Source organism: Nostoc sp. 'Peltigera membranacea cyanobiont' 232 (genome assembly GCF_002245985.1).
Lineage (GTDB): Bacteria > Cyanobacteriota > Cyanobacteriia > Cyanobacteriales > Nostocaceae > Nostoc.
Genome location: NZ_NOLK01000017.1, coordinates 56,945 through 82,512, shown reverse-complemented (window position 1 = coordinate 82,512; position 25,568 = coordinate 56,945). Strand labels below are relative to the sequence as shown.

Sequence of the window (25,568 nt, the reverse complement as noted above, 5' to 3'; positions counted from 1 at the left end):
GCGCGGTGGAACCACACTGAACCCTTCCCGAACTCAGAGGTGAAACGCTGTTGCGGCAACGATAGTTTAGGGGTAGCCCTACGCAAAAATAGCTCGGTGCCAGGCATATTTATACAAACTAAAAGCCCCAAGCTCACATCAATGCTTGCGGCTTTTTTTTGGATAATTATCTTACCAAAGAAGGTTTATTCTCGTGGTAAGTATAAACGCCGAGCTAAAAGGTTAACCATAAAGTTAAGTACACTCCGATGTCTTGAGTGTTCAACTTGGCAAATTTTCTTAACTTGGTCATTGACAGACTCTAATTACAGCCCGCTTGCGGAGTAAAATTTTATCCATCAAGGGAAGCAACTTATTTTTCATAAGTAATGATAACCTACGGCATACTTTTGCTACAGAGCGAGTGGGGCTAATGGGAATTGAAGAACTCAGGACGCTTATGGGACATGAAAGCATTCAAACCACATTACGGTATCAGAAAGTAACGTCTCAACGTGCCGAAGAAGTAGCACAATTGGCGTTAAAAAAGTTACCAAATTGCTCTGAGTAATTTCAGTATATAGCTTGATTATGTAGCAATAAAAAATACTTTTTTCCAAAATATTATCAAGGTGCAGGGAATACATACTACTCTGCACCAAGAAACTAAGGGTAATCAGCAACTCTTGGGTACTTTAGAAAAACAAGTGGTTAAGATGCTTTCTGGGCAAGGCTTTCAGTCTTAGCATACAATTTTCCCGTTTTGGCACAGTAATGCCTACGTCTTCACTATTGTTTAGAGAAATATCATATCCTGCTTCATGATTACTTGAATTAGATGTCGTTACTTATACCATTGTAGTAGCAGCTTAAAAGATTGATATTAGAGAAGTAGTTTAAAAATATAGCTTATCTGTCTACTACATGAATAAAAAATGGGCTGCTAAAAGACTTACAATCAATTTGACATCAAGCGAAGCACAAAAGTTAGAACAATACTGTTTAATGACAGGGAGACCAGCAACCGATGTAATTCGGGAGTTAGTTCGCTCTCTTTCTACTCAAGAGGAAAAAGTTTCTTAAACTTAGTAAATCGTACTGAACAAAACCATGATAAGTACATCTCTTGAAAGTGAAATATAGTGTTTCACCATTATTGTCCTGAGAACAGTGCTATTGGTAGCAGATGAACAAAATTTAAATGTAATGCTGCTAATTTAGCCATACCCAATATGGATGGTTTTGATCTGATAGTTTGCCTACATACGAATCCGCAAATTCGTTATGTTTTTATCATCATTGCCAGCGTATTCAAGGAAAATAAGTAGCGGAGTTTAAAGGCAGGGAATAGCATTCCTGCCCAAACACCTCTAGTTAGACGAACTACTCTATAGACCAATACGCTTGTGTTAAGCTTAAAACTCTTTGTGCAAAGTCTAATTTTGTTAACGTAGATGGCGGAGTGGCTTGCAGCCGGCTACCGCAGAGGCCCAGAGAAGTCTAGTCTGTTGAGCGGGTTCCCCGACTTGTTAGCGCAGCATCTCCGACAGGAGAATCAACTGGCGCAATACAGAGAGAAGAAAAAAATGCTTACTTAACTTATTTATTTACATCTATTATCCTACAATCAGTGATGGCTTTGCCAAAACCTACCTTTTAGATTCAATATCTAAGAGGAAATCCGATCGCCCAGAATATTATCAGAGAGTGCGTTAGCGTAGCTTACCGTAGGTAGGTAGGTAGGTATGTTTGTTCTTAATTGCGACGGAAATTTCTCTTACGTTGTTTGTGCCTTGCAACTTCTTTGCGCTTGTGTTTTTCCAAAGGCGTTTCAAAGTGACGATGCTTTCTCATGTCTGGAAAAATACCTGCTTTGGAAACTTCCCTCTTAAATCGACGTAAGGCTGACTCAATTCCTTCATTTTCGCCCACAAATACTTGGGTCATTTCATCTCCTACTTAATTGGTACTGGGCAATTTCAAGCTATCCAGTAGACCGGAGCGCAAAAAGGGCAGATAATGATTCTGCCCTTAAGACGTTAAAACTTAATTTTTGATCTTAAAGCTTAAGCTTAGTAGCGTCCTCGGTTGTATCCACCACCGCCGCCACCGCGACGATCGCCACCACCACCACCAAAGGAACCACTTCCACTTCTATCTTCCTTCGGTTTGGCCTTGTTCACTTTGAGATCGCGTCCCATCCACTCAGCACCATCAAGAGCTTCAATGGCAGCTGTTTCTTCAGCTTCTGTACCCATCTCTACGAAAGCAAAGCCGCGTGGACGACCTGTTTCACGGTCAGTAGGCAACTGAACCCGTTTTACGGAACCATGTTCTGCAAAAACTGTGGTGAGGTCTTCTTGTGTAACCTCGTAGGATAGATTACCTACATAAATTGACATGCGTTATCTCCAAAATCATAGGTGTGTAGAGATTTAGATTTCGGAGACAAGCTTGTTAAGACCAAAAGGGAAAAGCCTGTCAATACTAAAAACAAACGCTGTAACCGAATTTTATTCTCACCTAATTACCTTAGCACATCATTCAGTTCTTACCCATTGTAAAAAAGGAAGTACTAAGAGTCAGCGATCGCTATTAGGCTTCTCAAACATCCTCTAAGTCTTAGATTTATGGGTGAACTCCGATATTGGGTAGCAGAAATTGCCCAAATAATTGCAAAATAAATGCAGTTCGTCACTGTAACTACCTGAAAATGCCGACTATACTTGCTGACGCACAAAATTTACTTTCTGACCTGATCGCCCGCTATTCAGAGCGTGTAGATTATCTGATGATCCGCCTTGAAGAAGCAGAGGGGACTGATATCTTGTTGCGTGGCGACAAGCTAGAAACCCTCAGTGAAGGCATCTCCATTGGTGGTCATATTCGCGCTTGTTATAAAGGTGGATGGGGGTTGAGCTGCTTTAACCAACTAGGAACAATTCAAGATCGGATAGAAGAAGCGATCGCTGCGGCGCTAATGGTTGGTGATGAAGAAACTTTACTTGCACCCATTGACCCAGTGCAAGCAATATGCATTCTACCTCTAAAAGGCAGCGACCCCAGAAAAATCACACTCTCAAAGAAAAAACAATTATGCGATCGCTATACTGAATTGCTCAAAAGCGTTGATGACCGCATTACCACGACCTCGGTGCGTTACGGTGACAGCGCCCAAAAAGTGATCGTCGCTACCTCAGAAGGTACTTTGATTGAGCAATCTTGGGTGGATATGGAAATGCGCTTTGCCGCCACCGCCAGAAATGGCGAAACTGTACAAACTGGACGGGAAACTACTGGCTCTCGCAGAGCTTACGAAGATTTAACTGATTTGGATGAACAAGTAAAAGGTGCGGCTCAAAGAGCGATCGCAGCTTTATCCCTGCCATCGGTCAAAGGTAATACTTATACCGTAGTCATCGATCCAATTCTCACGGGTTTGTTTGTCCACGAAGCTTTTGGACATCTTTCTGAAGCTGATATGGCTTATGAAAACCCCGATCTGCTAGAAGTGATGACCATCGGACGGCAATTTGGCCCAGAAGAACTCCAAATTTTTGATGGTGCGGCCCCAGAGGGACATCGCGGCAGCTATTTTTACGACGATGAAGGCACGCCTGCTACAACTACTCAACTAATTAAAGATGGAGTTTTAGTTGGACGTTTACATTCTCGTGAAACTGCTGGCAAATTAGAGGAAGCGCCTACTGGTAACGCCAGATGTCTTAATTATCACTTTAATCCTATTGTACGGATGACAAATACCTGGATTGAACGGGGTAAAACGCCAGTCAAAGACTTATTCACTGATATCAAAGAAGGAGTTTATGCCCGTAATTGGTTAGGTGGAATGACGAATGGGGAAATGTTTACCTTTAGTGCTGGGGAAGCCTGGATGATTAGGAACGGCAAAATTGCTGAACCTGTGCGGGATGTAACGCTTTCAGGAAATGTATTCCAAACTTTAGCGGATATTGAGGCAATTGGTGATGATTTTTACTGGGATGAATCTGGGGGTTGTGGTAAAGGAGGGCAAAATGGTTTGTCAGTAGGTTGTGGTGGCCCTAGTCTCCGAATTCAAGATGTAGTGGTTGGTGGAGAAACGTGAACTACGCGTACCATAATTTTGACTCCGGGTTAACTCAAGTTTAAATTGATGCAGGTTCGTAGTAAGGACTAAAGTGCTTACTACAAACTCTCAATACTAGTTTGATAGACTAATATTTTCACCAGAAAATGCCTTAATTGAAATCAATTTGCCAACCAGAAAGCCACGTTACTTACGTAGGTTTTAATATCTTCATAAGGCACGTGGCTCTTTTTTTATGTTCACCAATATCAACTAAACCACACATCTAACAGTCCATATCCTGACGATCGCGTGTTGTCAAAATGCCGCCACCGCGTTGCAGAAAAGCATTAACTCCGGCAATATCTTTTTCGCTTAAACCGTTATCCACCTCCAAGCCAAATAGCCAAAGTTCATCAAAATCTGATTTTCGAGACTACTTAGAACTGGATCGCTACCAACTGCATCTGAATTATAGCGATCGCTTTGCACTAATTTTGCACTAATGCTTAAATTTTTCCATCCCTAAACATCCCTCCCAAGGATGAAAGTAACTCACAACTCTAGGTAGTAGCGCTAGAAGTCGAAGATGGCTAATGTAGATAAGAGTGATTTAGTATTCACTCTAATTTAATTCACCATATCAATCCTCACGTGGCGCGTGCTGGGGATTTGCTGCCTGTCTGGATAATCTTGATAGCCTCAATTAAATGTTCCTTAGCAAGCAGAGCGACAGATTATGAAAGCAGATCAATTTCTGAAAAACTATGCCGCAGGTGTTAGAGACTTTACTGGTGTCAATTTGAGCGAGGTAAACTTAAGGGAAGCTAATCTCAGTGACGTAATTTTAGATAGAGCAATTTTAGATGGAGCTAATCTGAGTCACGCTAATTTAGCCCACGCCAGTTTGATTGAGGCTGACTTAAATGGAGCAGATTTGAGCAATGCTAACCTCATTGGTAGCAACTTAAGCGGAGCTATCTTGGATGGAGCTATCTTGGATGGAGCAGCAATGGAAGGAGCTAATTTGAGTCAAGCTGATTTGACAGTTGCTAAGTTGATCGAAACTAATTTGACTGAAGCAGATTTGCAGGAAGCAAATTTAATTGCGGCGAATTTAGATGGAGCCGATTTGAGTGGTGCAGACTTAACTGTAGCAGACTTATCCCAGGCAAATCTTACCCAAGCAGATTTGCACCAGACAAATTTGAGTGGAGCAAATTTAGAGGGAGCCAATATAGAAGGAACCATCCTAGATAAGAATATTTAAATTCTAATTTCATTCCCATCTGGAGTATGGGAATGCATTCTATCTAGGCTGCTGACTCAATCTATCAACCTGATTTTATCCATTAAGGAAAGCTGCTTTACATTTAGAACTTCCTCTAAAGTCAATTCTCTTCGTATACTTGACTTCTTATCGTAGGTATTTAACTGAAGACACACAGACACAGAGTAGTGTATGTCTTAGATGTCACTTCTTTGAAAAGAATCTCATTAATATAGCGGTTCTCGTACCCAGTGGGTTCGGGAGCATCACACTTTTTTGCATGTCATTGCGAAGCGTTACGAAGCAATCGCAAAATCTCCAACTAAGTGCGAGTCCATGCGATTGCTTGTCTGCGACACGCTCTTGCGAACGTCGTTCCTCCTCTCTACGAGACGCACTTGCGTTCGCAATGACAGTTATTCTTTCATTGGAAAATAAAAACTGGGATGCACCTGTAGGTTCGCCCTTGGCGTTCTCACAGAGTAGCCACTCTGCGTCTATGCATGGATACAAATCTGGGAGGGGCACAGCAGTGCCATTGCTATCCCAGAGTGGTCTGGATTTCATGCAGTTGAGAACCGCTATAGGCAATCAACCTCAAAACTTGGAACTTTAAACTGGGAAAACCGAACGCTGAGATGAAAACTCAGAATGTTGGACGAGAGTCTATAACTTGTGCGTACAGATTATCCGCTTGCAATAAAAAGCAAGGTGGATACATTTTCTATAGACAGGGATACTACCTTGAAAAAGTTTGCTACAAGTAATGTTATTTAGGATTGTCATAATTAAAACAATTGACTCTCAATTATCAATGGTGAACTCTACCCTCCTCGTCACACTTTATATCAACCCTATGACAGGGAATGATACCAACACTGGTTCACGGTTGAGTCCGTTTAAAAGCCTCACCCGTGCCTTAAAAGTAACCAAAATCCCCCCGCTAATTTATCTGGAGTCGGGCACTTACAGCGCCGCTAGTGGTGAGGCGTTTCCACTAGTCATCCCTGGAGGGACAACGGTGGTTGGTAACGAAGCTAATAAAGGTGCAGGGATTGTAATTTCTGGGAGTGGGGAGTATAAAAGTGCCAGCTTTGGTATGCAAAATATCACGGTGCTCTTACTAGATAATTCCAGTCTTTTAGGTGTAACTGTCACCAATCCTTCAACCAAAGGTACTGGTATCTGGATTGAATCAGCTGCACCTGCTTTAGCTAACAATACTTTGAGGGACTGTGGACGGGAAGGTGTGTTTACCACTGGTAATGCCAAACCTGCAATTTTAGATAATATATTTGTGCAAAATACTGCTAGCGGGTTAGTGATGGCAGGTCATAGCCAGGGAGAAGTATTGCGGAATGTATTTCAAAGAAACCCTTTAGGCATAGCAATTAGTGACTTTGCCACCCCGACGATCGCAAATAACAAATTATCAGAAAATCGCACCGCGATCGCACTTTCTCGCAACGCCCAACCAGTACTGCGTCAAAATCTCATTACTCACAATACACAAGGTGGTCTATTAGTCAATGGCAATGCAATTCCCGATTTAGGTAATACCCAAGAGCCTGCTAATAATATTTTTCATGATAATAGTGAATTTGATTTATATAATGCTACTACACAAAAGCTGATTTCCGTAGGTAATCAGTTGAATCATTATCTAATCAAGGGCTTATTTGAATTGATCCCAGTTAATGAAGTAGCAGTTAACACCAGTTTATTTGAGGCTGCGACTGAATCACCATCTCAAAACCTCCCCGCACCTGTTCAACTAGATGAACATTGGGCAGAACCATTTATCCAGGCACTAGTAAGCATGGATTTAACTCATCGTTTTGCTGATGGTAGCTACCAGCCAGATAAACCCATGACTCGCGCCCAGTATGCATCTCTGGTAGCGATCGCCTTTAACCCATTTCCCAAAATCTCAGCACCTGATTTTACAGATGTACCAAAGGATTTTTGGGCTTATAGCGCTATCCAAATCGCGGCTAGTGGTGGCTTTGTTGGCGGATTTAGCGATCGCACTTTTCGCCCCGATCGACACGTCCAGCGACTACAGGTGATTGTCTCCCTAGTAAACGGATTGGGACTACCACCGACTGATAGCGATGTTTTAGAAGTATATAGCGATCGTCATACCGTTCCCGACTACGCCCGAAAAGCCGTAGCTACTGCTACACAACAAAAAATCATCGTCAATTACCCAGATCCCAAACTACTTGCACCTTCACGTTTGGCAACACGTGCCGAAGTTGCAGCAATGGTTTATCAGGCATTAGTTGCCATTGGGCGAACATCTGCGATTAAATCAGTCTATGTAGGGTTGCATTCCAGAACTTGACAAGTAGAATAGGAAACACTGCTTATCGGCTTGGTACTCTTGGAAAAAAAAACCATGTAGTTAAAAGCACGCTAGGCTAATATGCGATGGGTGAAAAATCTGAGACCTATTGCCGAAAGCTAATAGCCCCATGTTAACAACACTTCCAGATACTTCTGCCAACTTGGCGATCGCTTTATTAATTAACTATAGTTTTGACCTCAGTGGGTATAGTGCCAATGAGCTAGTTGAGCGTTGGCAAACGCAATACCCACTGAATTGGCTACACCTGGCAGTGATTGAGGCACTATATCAAGGTCGTTATAAAGCGGTTTCCGTGCAGCAAATTTTAGTATTTTGGCAGCGCCGGGATCAGGCTACATATCATTTCAACATGGAATTTGAACGGATGATTTGTAGCAAATTTCCTCAAAGCTTAACCTCATTTGCTGCACCAGCCCTCCCGCTACCCAAAAAAAACCCGATTGTAGAGAAAGTCACGAGTCCTCAATTACCACCTGCGAAGATTCGTAACGGCTATCAATACAGCAATACTGCAACTCTACAACTGAAAAGTTCTGAACAAAAGACATCTTTGAGTGAAGAACACGAGAAGCAGGAAGATAGAGACAATAAAACCGTCTTGAAGTCCCCCCTAACTGGGAAGTTTACCTCTTCGGCCACCCTTCAGCGATCGCCTGCTGTCAGCCAAAGGCAAACTTCACAAGAAATTCCATTGCCTTCTCCATCATCAAGCCATCATCAACGACAGCCCAAACTGCTCCCACCTGCTGCTATTCATGCCCCTATCGGGCAATTTACTCCAGAAAAAAGCGATCGCTCTGAGTCTTTTACATCTAAACTCAAGGCGATGTCTGGCGAACAGAATCCGCCAGATATGGGGGGTGAGGCAGTGAAGGAGAAGAATCAATAACAAATGACAAATGACAAATAACTTTTTACTCTGCAACTAACTGTCTAAAGCGCTCATCATCAGCAATATCATCAAAATCTAGGTCAGTTGCCGCGTCTTCTTTATACCTGGAATTAAGTTCAATTGCTTGTTTGAGAGTTACCAGAGATAGTTCAACTTGTCTTTGCAGTGCGTAACAGGCTGCTTTGTTGTAATAGGCACTGGCATAATCGGGCTTAATTTTTAAGGCTTTGTTAAAACTAGCGATCGCTTCATCATCGCGTCCCAATCTTACCAAAGTATAACCGCGTTTATCCCAGATTTTGGGAGAATTTGGTTGGAATTCTAGCGCTTTATCAAAAGATGCTATTGCCTCTTCATGCTGTTCCAAAGCCACTAGAGAAAGACCGCGATTCAACCAAGCTACAGCATCATCAGGCTTAATTTGTGTAGCTTTATCAAATGAGGCAAAGGCTTGTTGATGCTGTTGTAAGTTTCCAAAAGCAACGCCGCGCTCGCACCAAGCTTGATGATACTCTGGTTGGAGTTTAATCCCTTGGTCATAAGACGCGATCGCATCTTTGTAGCGTTTTAACCTTCCGAGAGTTAAACCTCGTTTTAACCAAGCCACAGGCTCATCAGGTTGGATTTTAACCGCTTGGTTGTAAGCTGCGATCGCATCTTCATAGCGTTTTTGGGAAAACAACGCATCTCCCTGTTGTACATACTCATCAGCATTGAATTCCGGTTGTTGTGGCTGTTCCTGCATTTCTTCTTCAACTTCCGAATTCACCGCCTCTAGGATAGATTCAGGTGTAATTTCAGTTAGTTCTTGAAGGATAAGATCCTTTCTTTCTTGGGCATCCAATTGTAAATCCGAGAGTTGACATACAAACTCAGTTTCTAATCTTTCTAACTTCTCCAAAATGATAATCTTTTGTTGTTGAGCATTCCATTGCAATTCGGAGAATTGTAAACTAAACTCAGAACCAGATTTTTCTAAGTTTTCAATGATTAGCTCTTTCCGCTTTTGAGCATCTATTTGTAATTCAGATAGTTGTTCGGCAAATTCTGACTGCAATGCTGCAAAAATCTCAAATATTTTATTTTTCTGTTCGTGAGCATCCGCCTGTAATTCAGATAATTGAGATTTAAGTTGATTATCTATTTCTCCTAAATCCTCAAGAGTAATATCTTTTTGTTGTTGAGCATTTACTTGTAATTTTGATAATTTATCGACAAATTCTAACTGCAATTTTGTCAAATTTTCAATAACTATATCTTTTTCATTTTGAGCATCAGACTGCCATCCAGAAAGTTGAGAGATGAACTCAGACTTTGATACTTCTAGATCGGCAACGGCTAGTTCTTGCTGCTGTTGTACACCTAACTTTAACTTAGACAATTCTTGTGTCAGAACAGATGCTAAATTTCCTATATTTTCCAGTGCTATATCTCTTTGTTGTTGAGCTTCTAACTCTAACTTAGATAGCCCAGAAGCAAATTTTGATTCTAAGATTTCTATATCTTCTTGAGATTTTTTGAGTTGAGTTTCTAATCTACTTAATACCTGTGCTTTAGCTAAATCGAATTCCGATGTCAGGCTAGATAAGTTTTCTTGTTCGGTTTTAATTTTTTGTTGTAAATTAACCGTTTCTTGTCCTAATTCATAATTTATTTTTCTAGCTTCTTGAATAATATTTTCAGACTCTTGCTTAACAGTAGCTAGCTGATTTTGTAGTTTTTCCATTCCCTGTAATTGTTGCATTGCTCTCTCAACAATTTCTCGGATTACCACCCGTCGGAGAAGCCAAAATAAAGCAATGATTGCGACTGGAAATAGACTTAATATTACTAGCCAGATATCGATTAAGATAGTTGTACGGCTAAAAGCGTTCTTAAAATCAGATTGGACTTGCTGTTGAATTCGCTTTTCGGCTCGTAGTCGTGTTAATTCTTCCCGTTCCTGATTTGATAAGACCGGAGTAGGAGTTAGTGCTGGGGAAGGTGATGGTGCAGATTGTCCACTGGCAATTCCAACGGATAACAGCAAGGGTAAAAAGACAATAGTGTTTTTTGCAATTAAAGCGAAAATAGCTTGATTTTTGCTCTTCATAACAACCATCTCAGTCTGTTGGTCAGTTTTTGAAGCGGCGTGCCTCTCTCCAATCTATAACAGAATTAAGTGGTTAAATGTTGTAGAGGCAATGGGATCTATACTCAGCAGGTCTCTATATTCGCATCAGTCGCAGTAATGCCAGCACTAGAGAATCCCGTTTCAGAGCGTTTGGAAAAAGCGGTTTGTCTAGTCATTGTTCATTTCTCAAACAGCAGCCTGTAATCTTAGGCTGCTGTTTAAAAAACTCAAACTAGCTGTGTGCATTGACCAACGACTAACGATCGTTAACTACTGACTCCCCATTAAGGGGAGTTATTTGATATCACTTATCTAGCTAAAGTGAACAACATAGTTATCCGTCGCTTGTCTGATGCGGTGCATTTGTTTCTCCTGCAAAATCAATGCCGGAGGATGGGCAGAAAATGCTTAGACTGATGTCACAATTAATGGAGAATCAGTTAAGCAAGTTGAAAGAGGAATGTCATCAAGTCTCCTTTACCCAAGCTGATGCGATCGCCTGGTCGCAATCGATGACGATTCCCCGGTAAAAGTGGCAAGTTATTAATGTAAGTACCATTAGAACTTCCCACATCTTCTACATAGTGAGCGTCTCCCTCAACGCGAATATCTGCATGAATCCGCGAGACAACTTCTGAATTGGGAAATCCTGAAACGTCTATATCTGGAGGAATCCGGTCATTAGGCTTGCCGATATGAATCACAGAGAGATTTTGTGGCAATTCAATTAGGCGATCGGTTTGAACGTGGATTAACCGCGCCATAACCTGCTGCAATTGCGTTCTGGCAACAGTTGCAGTTGGTACTGGTGCTGCTGGCGGGGGTAGTTCAGCTTCAGAGACTGGCGGTGGTTCCAACGGTGGTGGAGTAGGAATACTTTGTCCAGAGACTACAGGTTGAGCTTCAACGGTTGGCATTGGTTCTGGGGGGCTACTTTCTGCAACAACTCCCTGTGCAGGAGCCACTGGAGGAACTGCCATCTCTGTTGGTGGTAAAGATGAACTGGGAGGATGAGAGTTAGTAGAACCGCTTATTCCCAAAGCATCTGGTTGTAAAAGTTCTAATAGTGGATCGGGTGGAACTAATGGCGGTACTTCCACAGAAACATCGGGAGTAACTGTTGTAGCTACCGTACTATGAACGTGTGGAACTCCTGCGGAGTGAAGGTTATAGCCACACTGACCGCAGAATGCAGCATCTGCCTGCACATTTGCTCCACAACTGGGACAGTTAGTAGTCGCAGGTAACGGTGTATAACAAGCTTCACATTGGACAGCGCCATCAGGGTTGGGATGATTGCAATTAGGGCAGACGATCATCGATATTTAGCCTTTGTTCAAGATCATCATAAAATTAGGTAGGACTGGCAAGCAGAGAGCGGGCCTAGCTTTAGATTTTAGCAATTACTGCTGATGGAACAATGAATTTTGGACGTTCTTACATGGGGAGCAAGGGGGCAGAGGAGCAGAGGAGAGAGAAGTTGTAGTAAATTTTTCCCTAATCCCCAATCCCCAATCCCCAATCGTTTAACGTTTCAGTTCTAAACCTGCTGCTGCATCCAGCAGCCACCACAGTTCGCCTTGGGGCCGAATTAAGCGGGATGGGTAAGTAAAGTCATCGGCTACAGGTGCAAAGACTTGCGCCAAAGCTGGTCTTTTATTAGCACCAGCAACCAGAAAAATCACACTGCGAGCAGAGTTGATGAAGGGGTATGTAAAACTTATCCGGTGATTTCCGTCTTTGTTACCCACTGTAACTAGGCGATCGCGTACTTTGAGAGCCTCTGTGTGGGGAAACAAAGATGCAGTATGTGCATCATCACCCATTCCTAGTAATACTACATCCAACGCGGGAAACTCGACCCCAGAAGAATTGAAAAATTCTTTGAGATGTTGTTCATATTTAGCAGCAGCCAGTTCTGGATTGGCTTCTAAGGTTGGTACGGGATGAATGTTAGCTGCTGGAATGTCAACACGATCTAGCCATGCACGACGCGTCATCAGCTCATTGCTATCGGGGTGATCTGGTGGTACGTAACGCTCATCCCCCCAGAATATATGAATTTTATCCCAAGGTAGTTTTTGAGTAGCGATCGCTTCGTATAACGGTTTAGGTGTACTGCCGCCAGATAAGGCGATGGTAAACCGCCCTCGCTGCTCAATAGCAATTTCTAACTTGGACAAAATTAATTCTAGCGCTCGTGCAACCAGCGCTGGCTGATCCGGTAGAACTTCAACGGTTTTGTTCATGGCTTCATCATCATATTGCTGGCTTCCAGCAATACCATACCGAACTTATTACAATCTCCCTTTTTAACTTTTGAAACATTTAACATCGTGGATTAAGTAGGCTGGAAAAATGTAGATGCTCATTATCACCTTCAACACTAAGTTGTCAGTAGTCAGTCATACTAACCACTATCGTGCATTATTTTTATTTACATCCAGTTACTTGATACTTTGTTGATTAATGCCACAAAGGATACATTTATTAATTCTTATTAAAAATTAATAAAACTAATTAATTACAAACAATGTTTCCCAATTAGCGATCGCTTCGCGTTGGGCGATTAACAATTCCTGAATTCCTTTTTGGGCCACATCTAGCAGTCGATCCAACTGGGTGCGGCTAAAACTACCTTCTTCGGCTGTTCCTTGGACTTCAATGATTCCCAAATGTTGATTCATTACTACATTAAAATCTACTGTTGCAGCCACATCTTCAATATAATTTAGATCCAAAAATGGCTCACCCTCCAGTAATCCTACGGAAACTGCTGCTACCTGTCCACACAGAGGCGATCGCTCTAACACGCCTTCTTGCAACAATTTAGAAATTGCATGAGCCAACGCCACAAAGGAGCCTGTAATAGCTGTTGTTCGAGTTCCAGCATCTGCTTGTAACACATCAGCATCCACAGTCAGCGTGCGTTCTCCCAGTGCCTCAAAATCCACTGCTGCGCGTAAGCTGCGGCCAATTAAGCGTTGAATTTCTTGCGTCCGTCCAGATAATTTCAATAATTCCCTTTCTTGGCGTTTCTGGGTCGCAGATGGTATCATTCGGTACTCAGCAGTTAACCAGCCTTTACCAGTTCCTTCGAGAAACTTCGGGACTCCCTTATTAACGCTAACAGTACAAAGTACCTGAGTATCACCGCATCTTGCGAGAACAGAACCGGGGGCAAAGCGAGTGAAATTGGGGTAAAAGCCGATCGGACGTAGTTCGTAGGGAATCCGACCATCTGGACGCTGCCAAGCCATTGGAGTTGCCTCAAGATTTTTATCTAGAATACTGCCTTAAGATTACCTTAGTGTTGTAAATAGGCATCGGAAATTGGGAATTGGGAAGAATTATTCCTAATTCCTAACTTCCCCAATCGCACTTTTCTAAGGAACTGAAAGTAGAGTCAAAATATTTTGCTGCACCATATCTGGTGACTGGTCGCCATTGATCGTCAATAGGCGGCGACGACGGTCGTAATATTCTAGGATGGGGATGGTGCGATCGTAGAATAATTCTACACGACGCTGCACGATTTCTGGTTGATCGTCTGGTAGCGATCGCCCCAAGGATCGACTAACCATGACTGCTTCTGGAACTTGGAGATAAATTGCCCAATCTAGCTTTTGCCCTAAATTATCCAATAAAAAATCTAATTCTTCAGCTTGGAAGGCAGTACGAGGATAGCCTTCCAAGACCCAATCACAGTTAATATCTGGTTGTCTGAGGCGAACCCCGATCAATTCAACGATCGCTTCGTCTGGAACTAACTCCCCTTTTTCTATATAGGGCTGTGTGTGATAACCTAGTTCACTCAGACTAGCGTAAACCGAAAGAGAAGTCCGGGGATCGGTTTCCGAGCATCGAAATTCCGGTAGGGGCTGATAGCCAGATATTGCTTCCCGTAAAATCTCACCTGTAGAAATCAGAGGAATATCAAAGTATCTGCCAAGCCTTTGTGCTTGAGTGCTTTTCCCCGATCCTGAACCTCCCAGAATCACCAATCTCACAACAATTTACCCCTCTTGCTGTCAAATTCACTACTTGCTAAGTCTGTTTTGCCCAAATAACTAAAAAATCTAACATTTAGGGATTTTCAGACGTTTTACCCAGCTTTTTTAAATAATTGGATCTGTAACAATTATGTTTTAATTTTTACCATCGCCTATAGAGAAAAGACGTAATTTTCACTCAAATAACTCTTGACTTCCACACAAACGTAGTGTTTGACTAAGAATGCAATTTGCAAGATCCACCACACTGGTGAAAAACAGATTGATTATACAGGCAGATTTGTAATAAATCCTGCCAGCAAAAATATTTAATTTATTGTATCTTTTTGAACTTTAACCTATGGTTGCCCAGCTAGAAACCTCAAGTATCAATTCAACCCTTGCCCTACCATATCCAGTTGAAGGGCTAGTGCAAGTTTTCACTAGCTCCCATCGCAACTTTTTTACGACCGTTATGGCTCAATCACTGAGAATAGCCGGACAAGGAACGCCAGTATTAATCGTACAGTTTCTTAAAGGGGGTATTCGTCAAGGACACGATCGACCCATACAATTAGGGCAAAATTTAGATTGGATTCGCTGTGATTTGCCTCGTTGTATCGATACACCACATCTAGACGATACGGAAAACCAAGCTTTACAAAAATTGTGGCAATATACACAACATGTAGTGTGTAATAGCAAGTATTCTCTCGTGGTATTGGATGAGTTAAGTTTAGCGATTAACTTTGGTTTAATTTCTGAAACCGAAGTTTTAGCGTTTCTCGCAAAACGCCCTCCTCACGTTGATATCATTCTCACAGGCCCAGAGATGCCTAAATCTCTCTTGGATGTGGCAGATCAAATTACAGAAATCCGTCGGAGTTATCGACCCTAAATAAAATACTCAGTTCGTGCTAATATATCGAGTCTATTTGAATTAACGTTAGCAGCGAATTTGTGATTAAGAACGATATCTGGATTACTGAAATGGCTCAAAAGGGTTTGATTTCGCCCTTTGAACCGAGCCTAATCCGAAAAGTGCAAAAAGATGAGTCTGTAGCAGTTCAACCTGTAATTAGCTACGGCTTGTCTTCTTATGGGTACGATATACGCCTTTCCTCGGCTGAGTTCCGCATTTTTCGCCATATTCCCGGAACCGTAGTTGATCCCAAAAACTTTAATCCCCAGAATTTAGAGCCAACAGTACTGCATACTGATGCCAATGGCAATTACTTTATTTTACCTGCTCATTCATACGGACTTGGGGTTGCCCTAGAAAAGCTGGAGGTTCCTGAGAATATTACTGTAATTTGTATAGGTAAATCGACTTACGCAAGATGTGGAATAATAGCGAATCTAACACCTGCTGAGGCTGCGTGGCGAGGTCATTTAACTTTAGAATTTTCCAACTCTTCCAGCGCAGACTGTCGCATTTACGCTAACGAAGGCGTGGTGCAATTACTATTTTTAGAAGGTGAACCCTGTGCTATTAGTTATGAAGCTCGTCAGGGCAAATATCAGGATCAGCAAGAAATTGTGACTTTGGCTCGTATTTAAACATCGCAACAATGGGAACTATACAATCACTGCCCTAAATCGGGATTTTTTCTAGTAGTTCTTTTTTGGTTTCAATAGTTAGTAGTTGTATAGGTTTGATAAACATAATCTGCTAATAAAAATACTACTACCTTAAACCCACTCTGCTTTTCAATAGCGAAGGGTTCAGATGTGATATAACCTTGCTGCGCTAACTTTTTGTCAGTCAGAAAATGAGACAGGAGAAAAATTGTAAGGGCATTTCTAATCATCAGTAATAACCGTACTTTGCTTTCAGAATAGGCCAATAGGTGATGTTAATAGAAGTAGAGATATAAATAGGCTTACCTTTGAAATCAACAAGGGTTTTAGTTGCTGTGTTGGGATGGACGATGAAACACTGGGGATATATTGTGGGAAATTGCTACAACTGTAATTTTGGGAATACCTTGTGCTATGGCGTTCACGGCATTAATACCATAACCCCTAAAGAAATCTACCGCACCCCCATCAACAATTGAGTACCACTGGAAACCTGGAGCCAACTATTTTGATGCTGACATCTAAATCGTGGTCTGTATAAATACTAGTGCCTATCACCTGGTAAAATCCGCCATGTTTTGCTTGTGCTATCCAGTTTATATCAAAGGTAACTTTATCCAACCGAAAATTGCTAGTTGACGGTCGTTTGCTGTTAGTACAAGTAGCAAAAACGCTGCTATCAGTGCAGATAAAACCATATTGAATTAAAATTGTGGCGACTAAGGCGATGAATTGTTGGTGATGAGGGTGATAACGGATTTATAAGACAGTATAATCTCTCTCCTATCTGCCGTTGTAGCTGAATCTAAATGTACATTCTAGAATCAACTTTTGATTCACTAGCGAATAGGGCTGAATTTCGAGAGCGCGTTGAAAAGCTCGGATAGCTTCACCATACTCTCCTAGTGCCGCGTAACACAAGCCCATGCCGTGAAGTGCCCCAAAATGTATTGGATTTATCTGCACAACCATCTGACAATCTGCCAGAGATTTCTGATAATCACCAATACTGTAATAGAGAAAAGCCCGACGATTCCAGGCTTCAGCGAAATCTGGCTGTTCTTTGATTAATGTTGTCAGCGCTGTTTCGGCTTCAGCTATTTCACCTGCATCCAGTAACTTCTGACTGCGATCGATTATTTCCAGCCCATAGATTCCCTTTTGCTGAAACCAGATGCGCCATATTTTTCTGGTTGCTTTGTCCCGAACTGTAGCATCGGGGTTTTTCAACTCTTCAAGTAAGGAATTGATAGATAAAGAATCCATAAATTTGAGATCAGTGAATATACCTTTGTATTAACTTTCTCACAAAATATATCTATTCAATCATTTTTAAAGTCATCTTTAAATTTGCGGTGATTAATCACTATTTATGAATTTTCTGTGTTGTTGATTCTATTCAGCAATACGACTAATACCACACTCGACATTTAGAGTCATAAAAACAAAAACTGACTATAGGTAGTTAAAAGCTGCCTAGTGACTAATAGCTGATAAAAAAATAATGATTATGCCCGTTTGGGATTGATCGGGAATTAGCAATCACTTTAGCATTGCAGAAGCACGATTGCACAGCGATCTGCATTGGTAGGTATTTTGCTGCTAATTGTCGCTGATTCCAAGCCGTAGCTACCTAGATCGGTTCGTGATGAACGCAACGATTCGGATGCGTTTTGCCCAGAGATATACACCTGCTGCTTACTCGCTGTACCGAAAAGTATCAACGGTTTTTGTGAGGGATATTTTGATGTGCTGCTGTATACTCCCCAACTTTATTGCTACTTGGATAATATAGTTATATTATTCCTGGGTTGGGAGATAAAGGCGATCGCTGGTTCAGCACAAAATAAGCTGATTGATGCAGTCATTAACTGAATACTACACGAATCACTGATTTACAACTTTTACCCACGTCAAAATTGAGAATATTTTCAAAGAAAGTCTTAACAATTCAAAATTCAAAATGACGCTCTCTACGAGACGCTGCGCGAATGCTGGACTCGCTAACGCTGCGCTAACAAAATTCAAACATTTTAGACAATTTCAGACGTTCGCGTAGCGTCTCCCCTTCTCCCTTTGGGAGAGGCTAACGCCAAGGGAGAAGAGGAGCAACTCTGGGGGATTTAAACCCCGACTGAAACTGGGGCTACCTTTAGAGGTAGGGGTCTTAAACCCTTTTATTTACGATAAATAAAACATCATATTGATCTACTAAATTTATATACAATATTAATAATTATCACCGGCTACTTTATAAAGATCCACTATAATGTTGAATACTTAAATTCCAAGATGATAACGATAAATATTACATTATAAATGCTAATGATACAAGCTGATATTGGGAAATTAGAAACAGAGATATCACAGCAGATCGTAAAATTATATAATAAGAGAATAGGTAAGTCTCCGAGCCAAATTATTTGTCATTTTTTAGATGCTGAAATTGTAATTTCCCTAGAAAATTCTGTTACCCAAGCTGAATACACTCTGCTGAAAGAAGGTTATGCTACTTTAGCTGAACAAGTCCGCTTGTATTTAGAAACAATTATTAAACCAGAGTTGAAAAGTTTGATTGAGGTAATTATTGGTCAACCTGTCCTTGAACTCATGACCAACACCAATTTAGCAACTGGTCGGACTGGGATTATTGTGGTTTTCAATCAATTACCTGATGTTCCTAATCCCGAATCTATTACCAAGATAAATTTAAATAATTTAGCTGACTGATATACTGATATGACGACTAATTACCATTTCTAATTGATTAAAATCATAGGGTTTAGTAATGCAATCATCAAATCCTGCGAGCATACTGAATTCATCATCCTGTACCACTGTTAGAGGTGTTAATGCAATGATTGGGATAGTCGCAGTTTTTGTATCGTGTTTGAGATCGTCAATGACTCGGTTCGCACCCAAATTAGATAGCATTATATCTAGAAGAATTACATCTGGTTGATGAGTTTGTGCCAATATCACAGCCCTCACTCCTTGTTTGGTACAAATGCATGAAAAATTTAATATTCCTAGATGAGAATTAAGTAACTCTAAATCATGTAGACTTTGTTCTACAATCAAAATTAAAGGCTGTCCATTCATCAGCAGTGATTCCTGTCCAAGAAAGGCTAGGCATAAAGACTCAGCCCATCAGGAAAACCAAGAGGTCTTTTTTCTGGTAAGTGCTTAAGTAAATATACGAGGATGTATTCAGGAGATTAACTAAAGCATCAATCAAATGAATAGGCTGGTGTATAATCAATTTTGTTATCCATCTACGCTGAATTTAAAGAAAAAATATAACACCTTAGTATCAAGCAAATAGTAGCATAGATGACGCAAATACTTGCAAATATCGACAAAATGATTTGTATCTCGCGGAGCGCGTCTGTAAACCCATATCCTTAATTACCTCTTGCTTTATCTTGTAACTGACGTGCAAATGCGATCGCTTCTGTTGGCGTTGAGACTTTCCCCTCAGCTTGTGCTAAGGCTATTTCTGTCAAAAGTTGGCCGATGATTGGTGAAGCTGGAATATCTAATGCTATAATCAACTCCTTCCCGCTCACTAGTTGAGGGGGATGAGCGACCAGATCATCAGGGTTCAGGTAGCGGTTGATCAAAGGTATCCAGACAGGGCAGTTCCTTGCTCTGGTTTCCAAACTCGTAGCGACTGCTGTGTGTAGTGGCTTGTCACCAGACATCGCCTCTACCAAATTATCAACTGCCATAGCCAGTACTGCCGCAGTGGGAAACACAATATCTGCGTCACGGAATAAAAAGTATTGTTCTCGCAAGGACATATCAACTACTTGAAACTGCGGTAACAATTTTAGAGCAGTGGTTACACCACGGATTTCGGCACGACTATAAGTTAGTTGCTGTAGCTCTATTTCTGCTAATTCTGGATTTGGATTAACTAGACTTGCAAGTTTGGCAATACCTAACCAAGTAGTTTTAATACTATCGCGGACATAAGCTTGTAGTTGTGCCCCTAATTCTTGCCAATTTTCTGTGAGTAAGGCGGCTGCATTGTCAACTGCTGCTAATTTGATTAAGCTTTCACGAGTAGCATTTTTAAAGAAAGGGGCAAGTAAACCATCTTCCCAAGCACTTGCGAGCCAAGGAGTACCCTGAGAATTTGCCAGTAGATAGCCGATTTCTACCCGCACCCGTTCGGCTGCAACTTTGCTCAGATGTGATGCCAAAGAACAAATTGCCGTTCGGGTAGCTGGCTCGATAGTAAAACCTAGTTGGGCGGCTTGGCGATAACCTCGCATTAACCGCAAAGGGTCATCTTCTAAGTTTGCGGGTGATATCATTCGCAAAATGCCCTGTTGTAAGTCTACATAACCTTGTAGAGGATCGATGATTTCTTGTGTATGGGGATTATAGGCGATCGCATTTACTGTAAAGTCCCGTCTGTGCAAATCAACCTCTATACTATCTCCTTCTTGTTGGGCAAAGTCAGCAGTGGCGTGGGGAAAAACCACACGGGCAATTTGTCGTTCTGCATCAAGTAACACAAAACCAGCTTTGTAATGACGAGCGATCGCTCTTGCTACCTTTACCGCCTTAGATGGTATAACAAAATCTAGATCCAGATATTCACGAGTTCTGCCAAGGAGCGCATCACGCACAGCACCACCTACCATGTAAGCGGGTTGTGGCAAGAATTCCAAACTAAAAGGCCAATTTTCGGGAGCTAGGCTAGAGGGAATTGATTCATGCATTGTAATAAAAATCAACCCAGCAACTCATGAATAACGGTTGGGCTTAAGCTAGATTAACAATAAAGGCCCCTGGAGTTGGTTCTATTATGTGTATTTGTGTGAACTGCCACTATGTAGACAGCTGTGTTACCTATCATGCCGTAGAAGGGCAGCACCAACAGCCTCACTTGACCGAAACACCAAATTTCGATCCGAATGAACCTTCTATCAATGTCAACATTCGGACTGAAGATGATGTGATTGAGATGGAATGGGATGTTGTTGGTTGTCTCAGCTTTAAACGGGAAACGGGTAAGTGGTCGAAATTGCGTCCTGGTGAATTAGTACCGACTTGATAGAAAATGATTGGTATATCTTAAGGGTCACTACTACACTAAACAGCAGTAGTCGTAGATATTTTTGTAAGTAACTATAAGGACAACTTTACCCGCATTTCTCCAGATGAGAAATGTGGGTAAAAAAGTTTGTATTCTCGTTTACCTTCTTATACCCAACCTAAAAGTAGCGAGCATTAGCCATTAATGAGTTAATCTTGGCTTAATCTTTACTTAAAAACAGCTTAATTACTAGGCATAAATAATAATAAAGTAAAAAAAATACAATATCTATCAGTAAATATTTCCCCTAGTAGGAATACTAATATGCTCAAGAGAAATCTCGTTCTGTTCTTGTTAGCGTCATTTTTTGTTGCCCCTGCGGCCAAAGCAGAGGTTAAGCTGATCGCAATTGGGAGCTTAAGTGGTAATATTAGAGACCTCTCCAGCCAAACGTCAGCTCCCCTCGAAAACGGTGTTTGGGGAAATCTCCTTGGTGGTATTGGATCGGGACTAGCTTATGCTGGCTGTAACACCTTTATTGCTATCCCAGACCGAGGCCCAAATGCCGTGTCATACAACAGCGCTGTCAGTGACACAGCATCCTATATCAACCGCTTCCAAACTATCAAAGTGAAACTTTCACCAAGCAATCTTGGTTCAGCGTTACCTTTCACACTTACCCCTTACTTAGTTGATACGACTCTGCTATTTAGCAATGAGCCTCTTTACTACGGAAATGGTGCGGGATTAGGGTTAGGCAGTGGTGTCCCAGCCTTGAATACCAAGAATAAAAACTATTTCACTGGACGCTCAGACAACTTCAACCCCACCCAAATCTCGACATATCCCAACAATGCCCGTTTCGATCCTGAAGGGGTGCGTGTATCCAATAATGGAAAGGATATATTTATCTCGGATGAATATGGCCCTTATGTATATCAATTTAACCGCAATACAGGTAAGCGGATTAGGGTCTTTAACCTACCTAGCAAGTTTGCAGTCAGCAAATCAAGTCCCGTTGGTGATACAGAGATTAGTGACAACACGTCTGGTAGGGTTGCGAACAAAGGCATGGAAGGGCTTGCAATTACTCCCAACGGTAAGACCCTGATTGGTATTTTGCAAAGTCCACTACTCCAAGACGGTGGTACTAATGGTGCTTATACCAGAATCGTCAAAATTGACATAGAAACAGGTTTTACCAAGGAATATGCCTATCAGCTAGATAATATTGGCACCTCGACTAAACCGAAATATCCCACCGTCAGCGAGATTTTAGCCATCAGCGATCGCGAATTCCTAGTAGACGAACGAGATGGCAAGGGTTTGGGCGACGGCTCTCAGGCTGCTTTCAAAAAGATATACCATATCGATTTGACAAATGCTCAAGAAGTAAGCAATATCACTGGGGAAAGCAATCTGGCTGGTAAGGCAGTTAGCAAGACCCTGTTCCTTGATGTAGTAGCTACGCTTACTCAAAATGGGATCAAAGCAGAAGACATACCTGCCAAGCTTGAAGGTTTGGCTTTCGGATCGGATGTGGTTATCAACCACGTGGTAAAGCATACGCTTTTCATCAGCAACGATAATGACTTCATTGGTACCATAAAGTCGGACACTTACCATCCAACAGGTATCGATAATCCCAACAAGTTATTCGTCTTCGCAATTGACAGTACTGATATTCCCGGCTTCGTACCCCAGAATATCAAAGGGGATGATGAATATCGTACCCCAAAAGATCAAGAGAGAAGTTGACATCTACCCCGCCGTGAACGGTCGGGGATTCCTAAGACTCACGACTTAGGTTTCTGTTTCTTACCATTGCTGGTTTTTCGCAACTGCCCTTTAGACTCAAATCTATCGGGTCTTATGTTCGCTCCACAGACTGAAACTGCGAGTCCCGCAGCCAAAATGTTCTTAGCAGCATTGATATCTCTATCGTGATGTGTACTGCATTTTGGGCAATCCCACTCTCTGACATTTAAAGGCAACTTCTCAACGATGTAACCTCACCCCGATAAAGCTTATTCTTTATCGGGGTGAGGTTATGCTGTAACTCAGTTGCTTAGTAAACGCTATATGTCAATAGCACAGTAAAAAAATTGAGCCTATTCAATTAATAACCGCTATGTTGTTATATGCTTGAATAAATAAATCTCGTTAACTCTATAAAAAGAGATATTTTAAGTAACTTTGACAACAGAACTAGAACACCTTGCAACAAATAAATATACATTGGCACTACACACCACCACTCCCGAATTGGGATTGGCGATTAGTAATTTTGCTGGTGAGACACGCTCTCAAGTTTGGAATCTGGGGCGTGATTTATCTAGCCTAATACATCAATATTTAATTGATTTTATCAAACCGCAAACTTGGGCAGATTTGTCATTTATCGCAGTTGCAAAAGGCCCTGGCGGTTTTACAGGAACTCGGATTGGCGTTGTCACTGCTCGAACATTAGGGCAACAATTAGATATCCCTATATTTGCGATTTCAACTTTGGCTGCGGTAGCTTGGTCAGAGGCAGGCAAAAGTCAAAATCCAAAAACTATTGCTGTGGAAATGCCAGCACAACGAGGTCAAATTTTTGCTGCTATTTATCAGTTTGAGCCAAATACTTCTAAACTAAAAGTGTGTTTGCCAGATAGAGTGTTCACACCGGAAGCATGGCAGGAAACTTTAGCGAATTGGAACACTAATTATCAGTTAGTTCAAGCCCAATCTGGGTTAGCAGCGACGGTGACGAGCATTTTGGAACTAGCTAATCTTGATTGGCAAGAAGGTAAGTATCCTAATTGGTCGGAGGCTTTGCCATATTATGGGCAACATCCAGTAGAAGTTTAATCAACTTGAATATAAAAGTATCTCAGTCTGATTTACGTAATAATCCGACAAAATTGTTGTTAGAAAATAGCCAATGAGTCCATCAGGGTCTTCTGAAACCCTTACCTGAGTTTAATAAAGAGCAACGGTACGTATAAAATTTTCCTGAGAATACGATCTTAAAATAAATAATGCTAGTGGTACAGGATGAGTAAGGCTGTGATGCACTCAAAAGTGGGATTTGCAAGCGTCCTTATCTTTATCTTAGGAATAAGAATTAAATAACATACAGTTTATGTCCGGGCCTTACCTCACCCTCAATCCCTCTCCTTATAAAGGAGAGGGAAGTTAGAGACAGGATGAAGTTTTGCATTTTATTTAATTCACATTCCTTAACAACAAGTACCTTTGCAGATCGCAATTTTTCATGGGTTTTAAGCGATCGCACAAAACCACATAAATCCAAAATCAAAACAGCCACAGCCAAACTGGGAGAGTAACTAACAATACTATAGTCCCAGCAGCTAAGGCAGTAACTGCCAGATCGCGATCGAGATTGAATGTCTCAGCAATTACCAGTGTGCCGAAAGCTGGAGGCATGGCTATTTGTAGCACGATTATCTTTACTATGGGGCTAGTTAATCCAAACAGTGGTAGTATGCTACCCAATATTAAGGGAACTAGTAGCATTTTGATTCCCAAGCTCATCCCTACTTGTGGTAAGCTATGCCAAGATTTGAGCAGTGCTAGGCGCATTCCAATTAATACCAGAGATAAAGCTACACCACTCCAAGCAAATTTCTCTAGCCAGAATTCCATTACTGTAGGTATTGTCACTTGTCGAAACAGCAAGCCAAATCCAAAACCCCACAGGGCAGGATTAATTAAGATAGATTTAGCAATCTGCCAATTATTTTGGACACCACTGCCAAAACGCGCTGCTATTAATACACCCAAGGCATAAGTTCCTGGGAATGAACCGAGTAAATCGTAAAATAACGCCCAAGCAAAGTATTCTTTGCCTACCATTGCTAGAGTGATGGGAAAACCAAGATAACCTGTATTACCCAACATTGCTGCTAATATCAAGCTAGCCTGAGTTTGTGGTTGGGGGACGGTTTTTCTAAAATAGGTTTGTCCTTTAATGGCTAACCAAGCTAAAAATGCTCCTAGTAAAATGGCTAGGTAAGCGATCGCAGGTGCAATCCAAATCTGACCTGACAAGCTAGATTGGCGCAAAAACGATACTATGCTTATGGGTACTCCCACCCAAAAAAGAAACTGTCCTAAATGTGTAGGAACTGTCACAGGTAGTTTACGTCCCAGAATAAAACCTCCCAGGACTAATCCTCCCAGCTTGACGTATAGTTCTAAAAGGTTTGTCAAGATTGCGCCTAAGAACCACAGATGTAAAATGCT

At 41.5% G+C, this 25,568-nt stretch carries 24 protein-coding genes, 1 rRNA gene and 1 pseudogene; 13 read left to right on the top strand and 13 right to left on the bottom strand.

Annotated elements, in window-relative coordinates; genetic code table 11:
* Window positions 1-105 (top strand): 5S ribosomal RNA (gene rrf, locus CDG79_RS08450); the annotation flags it as partial.
* A 61-nt stretch (window positions 106-166) separates the two neighbouring features.
* Here rrf and CDG79_RS43535 read toward each other — a convergent pair.
* Window positions 167-363, bottom strand: a pseudogene (locus tag CDG79_RS43535) (transposase); the annotation flags it as partial.
* Between the two features lie 540 nt (window positions 364-903).
* Between CDG79_RS43535 and CDG79_RS43525 the strand changes: the two are divergent.
* On the top strand, window positions 904-1,062 hold the full coding sequence (locus CDG79_RS43525; RefSeq protein ID WP_094333032.1) for a CopG family transcriptional regulator: 159 nt from the start codon (window positions 904-906) through the stop codon (window positions 1,060-1,062).
* Between the two features lie 672 nt (window positions 1,063-1,734).
* Here CDG79_RS43525 and rpsU read toward each other — a convergent pair.
* A complete protein-coding gene (gene rpsU / locus CDG79_RS08430; RefSeq protein ID WP_094333031.1) occupies window positions 1,735-1,926 on the bottom strand; it encodes a 30S ribosomal protein S21 in 192 nt (63 codons plus the stop codon).
* A 125-nt stretch (window positions 1,927-2,051) separates the two neighbouring features.
* Window positions 2,052-2,381 carry an RNA recognition motif domain-containing protein gene (locus CDG79_RS08425; RefSeq protein WP_094341736.1) on the bottom strand — a complete coding sequence of 110 codons (330 nt, stop codon included), beginning with the start codon at window positions 2,379-2,381 and terminating at the stop codon, window positions 2,052-2,054.
* 311 nt (window positions 2,382-2,692) lie between these two features.
* Between CDG79_RS08425 and CDG79_RS08420 the strand changes: the two genes are divergently transcribed.
* The 4 genes from CDG79_RS08420 (at window position 2,693) to CDG79_RS08395 (ending at window position 8,578) form a co-directional block, all read left to right on the top strand.
* Entirely contained in the window at window positions 2,693-4,087 is a 1,395-nt protein-coding gene (locus CDG79_RS08420; protein WP_094341735.1) for a TldD/PmbA family protein, read from the top strand.
* Window positions 4,088-4,787: 700 nt separating this feature from the next.
* Window positions 4,788-5,318, top strand: a complete 531-nt coding sequence (locus tag CDG79_RS08410) for a pentapeptide repeat-containing protein (RefSeq protein ID WP_094341734.1) — start codon at window positions 4,788-4,790, stop codon at window positions 5,316-5,318.
* 814 nt (window positions 5,319-6,132) lie between these two features.
* Complete coding sequence (locus CDG79_RS08400; protein WP_094341742.1) at window positions 6,133-7,665, top strand: DUF1565 domain-containing protein; 1,533 nt, start codon at window positions 6,133-6,135, stop codon at window positions 7,663-7,665.
* Between the two features lie 130 nt (window positions 7,666-7,795).
* Window positions 7,796-8,578 (top strand): hypothetical protein, encoded by a 783-nt coding sequence (locus tag CDG79_RS08395; RefSeq protein ID WP_094333026.1) that lies wholly within the window; start codon window positions 7,796-7,798, stop codon window positions 8,576-8,578.
* Between the two features lie 25 nt (window positions 8,579-8,603).
* On the opposite strand, the gene CDG79_RS08390 is transcribed toward CDG79_RS08395, so the two are convergent.
* The 5 genes from CDG79_RS08390 to CDG79_RS08365 form a co-directional block, all read right to left on the bottom strand.
* The gene (locus CDG79_RS08390; protein WP_094341732.1) at window positions 8,604-10,673 is read right to left on the bottom strand and encodes a tetratricopeptide repeat protein; all 2,070 of its coding nucleotides are present in this window, start codon (window positions 10,671-10,673) and stop codon (window positions 8,604-8,606) included.
* 461 nt (window positions 10,674-11,134) lie between these two features.
* A complete protein-coding gene (locus CDG79_RS08385) occupies window positions 11,135-12,013 on the bottom strand; it encodes an FHA domain-containing protein (protein ID WP_094341731.1) in 879 nt (292 codons plus the stop codon).
* 207 nt (window positions 12,014-12,220) lie between these two features.
* Window positions 12,221-12,943: a 6-phosphogluconolactonase gene (gene pgl / locus CDG79_RS08380; protein ID WP_094341730.1), complete on the bottom strand. Its 723-nt coding sequence runs from the start codon at window positions 12,941-12,943 to the stop codon at window positions 12,221-12,223.
* Between the two features lie 267 nt (window positions 12,944-13,210).
* Window positions 13,211-13,954: a ribonuclease PH gene (gene rph, locus CDG79_RS08370; RefSeq protein ID WP_094341728.1), complete on the bottom strand. Its 744-nt coding sequence runs from the start codon at window positions 13,952-13,954 to the stop codon at window positions 13,211-13,213.
* 126 nt (window positions 13,955-14,080) lie between these two features.
* Window positions 14,081-14,704 (bottom strand): adenylate kinase family protein, encoded by a 624-nt coding sequence (locus tag CDG79_RS08365; protein ID WP_094341727.1) that lies wholly within the window; start codon window positions 14,702-14,704, stop codon window positions 14,081-14,083.
* A gap of 343 nt (window positions 14,705-15,047) precedes the next feature.
* Between CDG79_RS08365 and CDG79_RS08360 the strand changes: the two genes are divergently transcribed.
* Window positions 15,048-15,584: a P-loop NTPase family protein gene (locus tag CDG79_RS08360; RefSeq protein WP_094329743.1), complete on the top strand. Its 537-nt coding sequence runs from the start codon at window positions 15,048-15,050 to the stop codon at window positions 15,582-15,584.
* Between the two features lie 92 nt (window positions 15,585-15,676).
* Window positions 15,677-16,246: a dCTP deaminase gene (gene dcd, locus CDG79_RS08355; protein ID WP_223278057.1), complete on the top strand. Its 570-nt coding sequence runs from the start codon at window positions 15,677-15,679 to the stop codon at window positions 16,244-16,246.
* Between the two features lie 804 nt (window positions 16,247-17,050).
* Here dcd and CDG79_RS08340 read toward each other — a convergent pair.
* A complete protein-coding gene (locus CDG79_RS08340; RefSeq protein ID WP_094341724.1) occupies window positions 17,051-17,533 on the bottom strand; it encodes a tetratricopeptide repeat protein in 483 nt (160 codons plus the stop codon).
* A 483-nt stretch (window positions 17,534-18,016) separates the two neighbouring features.
* Here CDG79_RS08340 and CDG79_RS44760 point away from each other — a divergent pair, with 483 nt between their 5' ends.
* A complete protein-coding gene (locus CDG79_RS44760; RefSeq protein WP_262985781.1) occupies window positions 18,017-18,142 on the top strand; it encodes a hypothetical protein in 126 nt (41 codons plus the stop codon).
* Between the two features lie 450 nt (window positions 18,143-18,592).
* The gene (locus tag CDG79_RS08335) at window positions 18,593-18,997 is read left to right on the top strand and encodes a DUF2294 domain-containing protein (protein WP_094341723.1); all 405 of its coding nucleotides are present in this window, start codon (window positions 18,593-18,595) and stop codon (window positions 18,995-18,997) included.
* Here CDG79_RS08335 and CDG79_RS08330 read toward each other — a convergent pair.
* The gene (locus CDG79_RS08330) at window positions 18,986-19,369 is read right to left on the bottom strand and encodes a response regulator (protein ID WP_094341722.1); all 384 of its coding nucleotides are present in this window, start codon (window positions 19,367-19,369) and stop codon (window positions 18,986-18,988) included. The genes CDG79_RS08335 and CDG79_RS08330 overlap by 12 nt on opposite strands.
* A gap of 302 nt (window positions 19,370-19,671) precedes the next feature.
* Entirely contained in the window at window positions 19,672-21,000 is a 1,329-nt protein-coding gene (locus tag CDG79_RS08325; RefSeq protein WP_094341721.1) for a CCA tRNA nucleotidyltransferase, read from the bottom strand.
* An 86-nt stretch (window positions 21,001-21,086) separates the two neighbouring features.
* Here CDG79_RS08325 and CDG79_RS08320 point away from each other — a divergent pair, with 86 nt between their 5' ends.
* A complete protein-coding gene (locus tag CDG79_RS08320; protein ID WP_094341720.1) occupies window positions 21,087-21,335 on the top strand; it encodes a Ycf34 family protein in 249 nt (82 codons plus the stop codon).
* 306 nt (window positions 21,336-21,641) lie between these two features.
* Entirely contained in the window at window positions 21,642-23,075 is a 1,434-nt protein-coding gene (locus tag CDG79_RS08315) for an esterase-like activity of phytase family protein (RefSeq protein WP_094341719.1), read from the top strand.
* A 38-nt stretch (window positions 23,076-23,113) separates the two neighbouring features.
* Here CDG79_RS08315 and CDG79_RS08310 read toward each other — a convergent pair whose 3' ends face one another.
* Complete coding sequence (locus CDG79_RS08310; protein ID WP_223278055.1) at window positions 23,114-23,311, bottom strand: zinc ribbon domain-containing protein; 198 nt, start codon at window positions 23,309-23,311, stop codon at window positions 23,114-23,116.
* A 202-nt stretch (window positions 23,312-23,513) separates the two neighbouring features.
* Between CDG79_RS08310 and tsaB the strand changes: the two genes are divergently transcribed.
* Window positions 23,514-24,170, top strand: a complete 657-nt coding sequence (gene tsaB / locus CDG79_RS08305) for a tRNA (adenosine(37)-N6)-threonylcarbamoyltransferase complex dimerization subunit type 1 TsaB (protein ID WP_094341718.1) — start codon at window positions 23,514-23,516, stop codon at window positions 24,168-24,170.
* A gap of 447 nt (window positions 24,171-24,617) precedes the next feature.
* On the opposite strand, the gene CDG79_RS08300 is transcribed toward tsaB, so the two are convergent.
* Entirely contained in the window at window positions 24,618-25,535 is a 918-nt protein-coding gene (locus CDG79_RS08300; RefSeq protein WP_094341741.1) for an AEC family transporter, read from the bottom strand.
* Window positions 25,536-25,568: the final 33 nt, after the last annotated feature.

Excerpts from the sequence above, each read along its gene's own strand:
- CDG79_RS08410 (WP_094341734.1), top strand. The coding sequence starts at position 4,788 with ATGAAAGCAGATCAATTTCTGAAAAACTATGCCGCAGGTGTTAGAGAC.
- CDG79_RS08425 (WP_094341736.1), bottom strand. The coding sequence starts at position 2,381 with ATGTCAATTTATGTAGGTAATCTATCCTACGAGGTTACACAAGAAGAC.
- rpsU (WP_094333031.1), bottom strand. The coding sequence starts at position 1,926 with ATGACCCAAGTATTTGTGGGCGAAAATGAAGGAATTGAGTCAGCCTTA.
- CDG79_RS08320 (WP_094341720.1), top strand. The coding sequence starts at position 21,087 with ATGTGTATTTGTGTGAACTGCCACTATGTAGACAGCTGTGTTACCTAT.
- CDG79_RS08340 (WP_094341724.1), bottom strand. The coding sequence starts at position 17,533 with ATGGATTCTTTATCTATCAATTCCTTACTTGAAGAGTTGAAAAACCCC.
- CDG79_RS08390 (WP_094341732.1), bottom strand. The coding sequence starts at position 10,673 with ATGAAGAGCAAAAATCAAGCTATTTTCGCTTTAATTGCAAAAAACACT.
- CDG79_RS08325 (WP_094341721.1), bottom strand. The coding sequence starts at position 21,000 with ATGCATGAATCAATTCCCTCTAGCCTAGCTCCCGAAAATTGGCCTTTT.
- CDG79_RS08385 (WP_094341731.1), bottom strand. The coding sequence starts at position 12,013 with ATGATCGTCTGCCCTAATTGCAATCATCCCAACCCTGATGGCGCTGTC.
- CDG79_RS08315 (WP_094341719.1), top strand. The coding sequence starts at position 21,642 with ATGCTCAAGAGAAATCTCGTTCTGTTCTTGTTAGCGTCATTTTTTGTT.
- dcd (WP_223278057.1), top strand. The coding sequence starts at position 15,677 with ATGGCTCAAAAGGGTTTGATTTCGCCCTTTGAACCGAGCCTAATCCGA.
- CDG79_RS08330 (WP_094341722.1), bottom strand. The coding sequence starts at position 19,369 with ATGAATGGACAGCCTTTAATTTTGATTGTAGAACAAAGTCTACATGAT.
- CDG79_RS08400 (WP_094341742.1), top strand. The coding sequence starts at position 6,133 with ATGGTGAACTCTACCCTCCTCGTCACACTTTATATCAACCCTATGACA.
- CDG79_RS08335 (WP_094341723.1), top strand. The coding sequence starts at position 18,593 with ATGATACAAGCTGATATTGGGAAATTAGAAACAGAGATATCACAGCAG.
- pgl (WP_094341730.1), bottom strand. The coding sequence starts at position 12,943 with ATGAACAAAACCGTTGAAGTTCTACCGGATCAGCCAGCGCTGGTTGCA.
- rph (WP_094341728.1), bottom strand. The coding sequence starts at position 13,954 with ATGGCTTGGCAGCGTCCAGATGGTCGGATTCCCTACGAACTACGTCCG.
- CDG79_RS08420 (WP_094341735.1), top strand. The coding sequence starts at position 2,693 with ATGCCGACTATACTTGCTGACGCACAAAATTTACTTTCTGACCTGATC.
- CDG79_RS43525 (WP_094333032.1), top strand. The coding sequence starts at position 904 with ATGAATAAAAAATGGGCTGCTAAAAGACTTACAATCAATTTGACATCA.
- CDG79_RS08395 (WP_094333026.1), top strand. The coding sequence starts at position 7,796 with ATGTTAACAACACTTCCAGATACTTCTGCCAACTTGGCGATCGCTTTA.
- CDG79_RS08360 (WP_094329743.1), top strand. The coding sequence starts at position 15,048 with ATGGTTGCCCAGCTAGAAACCTCAAGTATCAATTCAACCCTTGCCCTA.